This window comes from Thiomonas sp. SCN 64-16, assembly GCF_001725585.1.
In the GTDB taxonomy this organism is placed as follows: Bacteria; Pseudomonadota; Gammaproteobacteria; order Burkholderiales; family Burkholderiaceae_C; genus Thiomonas; species Thiomonas arsenitoxydans.
Map to the genome: position 1 here is coordinate 1 of NZ_MEGQ01000091.1, position 5,775 is coordinate 5,775.

At 62.1% G+C, this 5,775-nt stretch carries 6 protein-coding genes; 5 read left to right on the forward strand and 1 reads right to left on the reverse strand.

What is annotated here, in order from left to right; genetic code table 11:
- On the reverse strand, positions 1 to 187 hold a 187-nt coding region (locus ABT24_RS15630; protein WP_353743862.1), incomplete at its 3' end, for a hypothetical protein.
- Between the two features lie 10 nt (positions 188 to 197).
- Between ABT24_RS15630 and ABT24_RS15500 the strand changes: the two genes are divergently transcribed.
- The 5 genes from ABT24_RS15500 to ABT24_RS15520 all read left to right on the forward strand — a co-directional run bounded on the left by ABT24_RS15500 (position 198) and on the right by ABT24_RS15520 (position 5,614).
- Positions 198 to 2,483, forward strand: coding sequence for a TonB-dependent receptor (locus ABT24_RS15500; RefSeq protein WP_013104618.1), 2,286 nt, complete (start codon positions 198 to 200; stop codon positions 2,481 to 2,483).
- A gap of 37 nt (positions 2,484 to 2,520) precedes the next feature.
- Entirely contained in the window at positions 2,521 to 2,823 is a 303-nt protein-coding gene (locus ABT24_RS15505) for a carboxymuconolactone decarboxylase family protein (RefSeq protein WP_013104619.1), read from the forward strand.
- A gap of 33 nt (positions 2,824 to 2,856) precedes the next feature.
- Positions 2,857 to 3,171, forward strand: coding sequence for an EthD family reductase (locus tag ABT24_RS15510; RefSeq protein ID WP_013104620.1), 315 nt, complete (start codon positions 2,857 to 2,859; stop codon positions 3,169 to 3,171).
- A 28-nt stretch (positions 3,172 to 3,199) separates the two neighbouring features.
- Positions 3,200 to 4,018: a tetratricopeptide repeat protein gene (locus tag ABT24_RS15515; RefSeq protein ID WP_013104621.1), complete on the forward strand. Its 819-nt coding sequence runs from the start codon at positions 3,200 to 3,202 to the stop codon at positions 4,016 to 4,018.
- 312 nt (positions 4,019 to 4,330) lie between these two features.
- Positions 4,331 to 5,614 (forward strand): IS1182 family transposase, encoded by a 1,284-nt coding sequence (locus ABT24_RS15520; RefSeq protein WP_286738266.1) that lies wholly within the window; start codon positions 4,331 to 4,333, stop codon positions 5,612 to 5,614.
- Positions 5,615 to 5,775 lie beyond the last annotated feature (161 nt).

Genomic DNA, 5,775 nt, shown 5'->3' on the forward strand with positions numbered 1-5,775 from the left:
CCGTTGCCAAGCGTACATGCTCGCAGGAGATCCTGCCGCGGCGGATCCGGTCTGTGCGAAATCGCCAGTCCATCAGGTCGTCGAGGCCGCGGTGGCGAAAGCCGGGAGTGTAGCTTCGTCCGAACACCCCCTTGTGTTCCGGAGTGCCGATCAGTCGCGTCGACTCCAACGCATGTTTTGAGTCCAAGCACTACGCCATGGTTCACGAACAGAAACTCCGACCTGCCGCACTGACCCGCATACTTGCCCTGTCCGCCTTGGCACTGGCATGGCAGGGAAGCGCCGAAGCCCAACCCGTTCTAGTGGCTGCTGCATCAGCTCCGGTATCGACGGCCGCTTCGCCCGTGGTGCAGTTGCAAACCGTGACCGTCTTTACTGGCAGCACCGAGGGCTTTCGCGCCCCGCCGAAGCATGCCTATGCAATTGACAACGACACCCTCAAGCAGCAGCCCGCCACCAATTTCCCGCAACTGCTGGCGCAGCATCTGCCCGGCGTGGCGCTGACCCACGAGCAGGGCAACCCGCTGCAGCCCACGTTGCACTTCAACGGCTTCGCCGCCTCGCCGCTGCTGGGCACACCGCAGGGCCTGTCGGTGTTTCAGGACGGGGTGCGGGTGAACGAGCCCTTCGGCGACGTGGTGAACTGGGACCTGATTCCTACCAACGCCATACGCTCCATCCATCTCGTGCCCATCACCGACCCAGTGTTCGGTCTCAACACCCTGGGCGGTGCGGTGTTGCTGCACACCGAGGACGGCCTGTCGGCGCCAGGCGGCGACGTCGGCATGGAATTCGGCAGCTTCGGCAAGACATCCGAGCAGGCACGTTATGGCACCCATGCGGGCGACTGGAGCTATTTCTTTGCGGTGCAAAACCAGCATGAGAACGGTTTCGCCCCCTATACCGCCAGCAGCGACCGCAGTCTGTTTGGCAAGGTCACGCGCCGGGCGAACGGTAACGACTTGGACTTCAGCTACACCTTCGCCAAAAGCCATCTGGCAGGCTCGCAGACGCTACCCAAGCAGTGGATGAACACCCCCACGGCCGTCTACACCGCACCGGACAACATCGACAACCAGCTCAATTTTTTCAACCTCGGCGACACCCAGAGCCTGAGTCCGCACTGGCAGCTTGCCGCGCAGCTGTATTTGCGCAACAGCGACCAGAGCGGTTTCAACAGCAACGTCAATGGCAACTATGACGGCAACACAACCACGTTGGGCAACTCGGTGGCCGACAACGTCCTCAATGGCCTGCAGCAGCAAAGCCGAGGCCTGAGCCTGGCCCTGCATAACGACAACCCACTGTTCGGCCTGGGCAACCACGCCAGCCTGGGGATGAGCGTGGACCACCAGTCGGTGGACTTCACCCAGATCCAGCAGGCCGCCACCTTCACGCCGCAGCGCTACACCGTGGGAGTCGGCCCGTTCGACCAAGGTCCGGTGAGCCTTGGGGTGCGCAACCGCTACAGCGGCGTGTACTTCACCGACCGCTTGGCGGCCACGCCCTGGCTCGACCTCTCTGCCGGCGGGCGCTACGAACGCGCCAACGTCGATATGACCGACAGGCTCGGCGGCGCGCTCGGTGGCAACCACAGCTACAGCCGCTTCAACCCCAGCGTCGGTCTGGACCTGCATCCCAGCCCCAAGGCCTCGTACTACCTGCGCTATGCCGAGGGCATGCGTGTGCCGATGGCTGTGGAACTCACCTGCGCCAGCCCTGACGCCCCCTGCACCCTGCCCAATGTGCTGGTGGCCGACCCCGACCTGCACCTCGTCATCGCGCGCACCGCGCAGGCCGGCGCGGTGTGGAAGCTGGGTTGGATCCGGGTTCATGCCGAATACACCCACACGCAGTTGAACAATGCCATCCAGTTCATCAGCCTGGCGAACATGACCCAAGGCTATTTCATCAACATTCCGCAAGAGTTGTTCCGTACCGCCACCCTGGACCTGACCAGCGGCAGCGAGCGCTGGCTGTGGTCGGCCTCCATCAGCCACACTGTGGCCACCTACGAGTCCGGCTTTCAGGAGCCCAGCGCGAGCAACTCCAGCGCCGACGCCAACGGCAACATCCAGGTGCAGCCCGGCAACCGCCTGCCCAATATTCCGACGTGGAGCGTCAAGCTACTTGCTCAATATCAGCCTAGCGAACGCCTGCAACTGCATGGCGCAGTTGTGGCATACGGCGCGCGCTATGCGCAGGGTGACGAGAACAACCAAGACAACAACGGCCGGGTGCCGGGCTATGCCGTGGTCAATCTCGGTGCGCAATACAAGCTGGACCAGCACTGGCGCCTGAATCTATCCATCCACAACCTGTTCAACCGCGTGTACGCCGATTTCGGCCAGCTCGGTGTGAACGAATTTACCGGCGCCAACCGCAGTTTCAGCAGCGATCCCGCCACCTGGCAGAACACCCAGTTCGTCGCCCCAGGCGCCCCCAGAGGCATCTGGCTGGGGGCAAGCTATGCGTGGAACTGATGCAAGTTTTATTCAACCACAAGTGAAGGAGATACACATGTACTCAATGGACAAAATTAAACATCTCGACACTCTCGGTCGGCATGCCCCGGCCGCGATGCAGGCTTTCGCCGCGTTTGATGCGGCAGCCATGGCACCGGGGGCGTTGTCTGTGCATACCAAGGAATTGATCGCGCTTGCCGTGGCGCACACGACGCAATGCCCGTATTGCATCCAGATCCACGTCGACCGCGCCCGCAAGGCCGGGTGCAGCGATGCTGAAATTGCCGAAGCGGTTCTCGTGACCGCCGCATTACGCGCCGGTGCCGCCGTGACCCACGGCACGCATTGCTTTGCTTGATGTTCCAAAACGCAGCCTCTCTGGAGTCCAACCATGATTCAAGTCAGCGTGATGTACCCGAACCAGGACGACGCCCGGTTCGATATGGCGTACTACACCGAAATCCACATTCCCCTAATACGCAAGCTCACCGGCGATGCCTGCCGTCGCGTCAGTGTGCAGCGCGGGCTGGGCGGGCCGCAACCGCATTCCAAGCCAACCTATGTGGCGCTGGGGCATTTGTACTTCGATTCGGTGCCCGCCTTCGAACAGGCGTTCGGTCCGCATGCCCAGCAAATCATGGCTGACCTGTCCAACTTCACCAACCTCAATCCCACCATCCAGATCAATGAGGTCGTTGTGGAGTGATGGCATCAATATTTCAGGAGTGCGAATCATGGCGTACCAATCCAGAACGTGCAGGCGCGTGGTAAGCAGTGTCGCCTGTGCTCTCTCCCTCTTTGTCACGATTGCTGCTGCAGACGCTCAGTCCGATGTCCTAGATGTGTCAAATTGGCATTCAAAAAGAGCTGCACCTGTCGAGAGCGCGGACGTGCTCAAGCACGAAGCTGAATCAGGAAAGTTGGAAGCGCAACTGCGTTACGCAAAATACCTGTTCGATCATGACGAGAAATCCATCGCAGTTCTTTGGCTGACAGAGGCGAACAATCAAGGGAGTCTCGAGGCCGAATACCTGCTGGGGCAGCTATATGAGAATGGCGATGGCGTCGCGCAGGATTTCGAGCAGTCGCGGTACTTCTTTGGCAAGGCAGCCGATCAAGGGTATGCCCCGGCGCAGTACAAGCTCGGAAAGTTATTGATCAACTCCGAGTTCGACGATCCTCAGATGGACACCACATCTGACCGGGAACTGCAGAAAAAAATTACCAGAGGAGTTACGTTGCTGCGTAAGTCGGCCAATTCCGGATATGCACCATCCCAATACGAGATGGGCCTGCTTGCACTCAACGGCAACATGACCGAAAAAAACCCGCAGGAGGCATTTTCATACCTCAAGAAGGCAGCTGATCAGGGAGTAGCCGCCGCGGCATACATGACGGCAACTTGCTATGCATCTGGAATCGGAACTGCGATCAACACAGAGTCTGCTAAGCAGTATCTGCGCAAGACAATAGGCCTCGCTGGCCTGGAGTCCGATTATGGACGCGATGCAGAATCGAAGCTGAAAGAACTTGGAGTGTCGGCGAACCATTGATCCGGCCCGTCGAAGGCTGAAATGCATCCGAACGCCCTCAAGTTTTGTGATGGATGGACAAGTGCGACGACCGCAGCAAGCCCTGCGGCTACAGCTGGAAAGAGGGGGCCAAGGGAATCTCCTTGCCGACCCTCTCGGCGCAAGAGTCGCTCCTGCTCGTGATGGCGCGCGCGCTTGCAGGCCTCGGCTGCGCCGTTCTGTGTGTCGAATCAGTAGTGTCTGGTTTATTGGCTGTCAGCGAGCCGCCTAGGAGTGTGGGCGGCAGAAGGTTGTTGAGGTCGACGTAGGACGGTGGGCGTGCGTTAATACGGCATGCCCACTAGTTACCGCCCCTATGAGCCGTGGCTGCCGCCGGGTCACCTGGCTTACTTCATCCACGACACGATTGACACGCTGGACCTGAGCGCGTTCTACGCGCGCTATGAGGGTGGCGGAGCGCGCAACCAGCCCTTCCATCCGGCGATGATGGTCAAGGTTCTGGTGTACGGCTACGCCACCGGGGTGTTCAGCTCGCGCAAGATCGAGCGCCGGCTGCACGAGGACCTGGCGTTCCGGATGCTGGCAGCAGGGAACTTCCCCAAGCACCGCACGATCCGGGATTTCCGTGCGCTGCACCTCCAGGAATTCTCGGACCTGTTCGTGCAGGTCGTGCGCCTGGCGCGCGAGATGGGTCTGGTCAAGCTGGGCACGGTGGCCATCGACGGCACCAAGGTCAAGGCCAACGCGAGCCGCCACAAGGCCATGAGCTATGCGCGCATGCAGCACACCGAGGTCGAACTGAAAAAGCAGATCGACGCGCTGCTGGCGCGCGCCAAGGCCACCGACGAGGCCGAGGCGCAGGAGCCCGAACTCGACATCCCGGCCGAGATCGAGCGGCGCGAGGCGCGACTCGATGCGATCCGGCAGGCGCGCCAGCGGCTGGAACAGCGTCAGCGTGAAGCCGACGCGCAGCGTGGTCGCAGTGACGATGATGATCGCCGTCCCCGGGGGCCGGATGGGAAGCCGCGGCGCGGTGCGCGGTTCAAGCGCGACTTCGGCGTGCCCGAAGACAAGGCGCAGGAGAACTTCACCGACCCGGACAGCCGCATCATGAAGCGCGCCGGCGGCGGCTTCGACCCCAGCTACAACGCGCAGACGGCGGTGGACGAGGCTGCGCACATCATCGTGGCTGCGGAACTGGACAACACGGCACCCGATGCCAACTGGCTGCTGCCGATGATCGATGCGATCCAGGAGAACCTGGGCGCGCTGCCCGCGCTGGGTCTGGCCGACGCGGGCTATCGCAGCGAGGACAACCTGCGCGATGCGCCGATCGATCTGGTTGTGGCCTTGGGGCGCGAAGGCAAGCAGCACGCGGCCATCGATGCCGCGCGGCTGCCGCACACCGCGGCCATGGCCGCGAAGATGCAGACCGCCGCGGGACGCGCCGCCTATCGCAAGCGCAAGTGGATCGCCGAGCCGCCCAACGGCTGGATCAAGAGCGTGCTGGGGTTCCGCCAGTTCAGCCTGCGCGGCCTTGAGCGTGTACGCGCCGAGTGGAAACTCGTCTGCGCAGCACTGAACCTCCGGCGGATGGCCTCGTTGGTTCCCGCCTGAACAGAAATGGGGGCACAGGCCGCCCCGCACAACACGCCCGCTGCTGCCCTCTCGGGGGCGTGAGACGACCGGCCATGCCGACCGTGCCCGAAAAACAGTCCGCTCGCCCAGCATCGGCGCTCCGGCACAGGTTCACGGAATTCTGCCGCCCAGACTCCTAG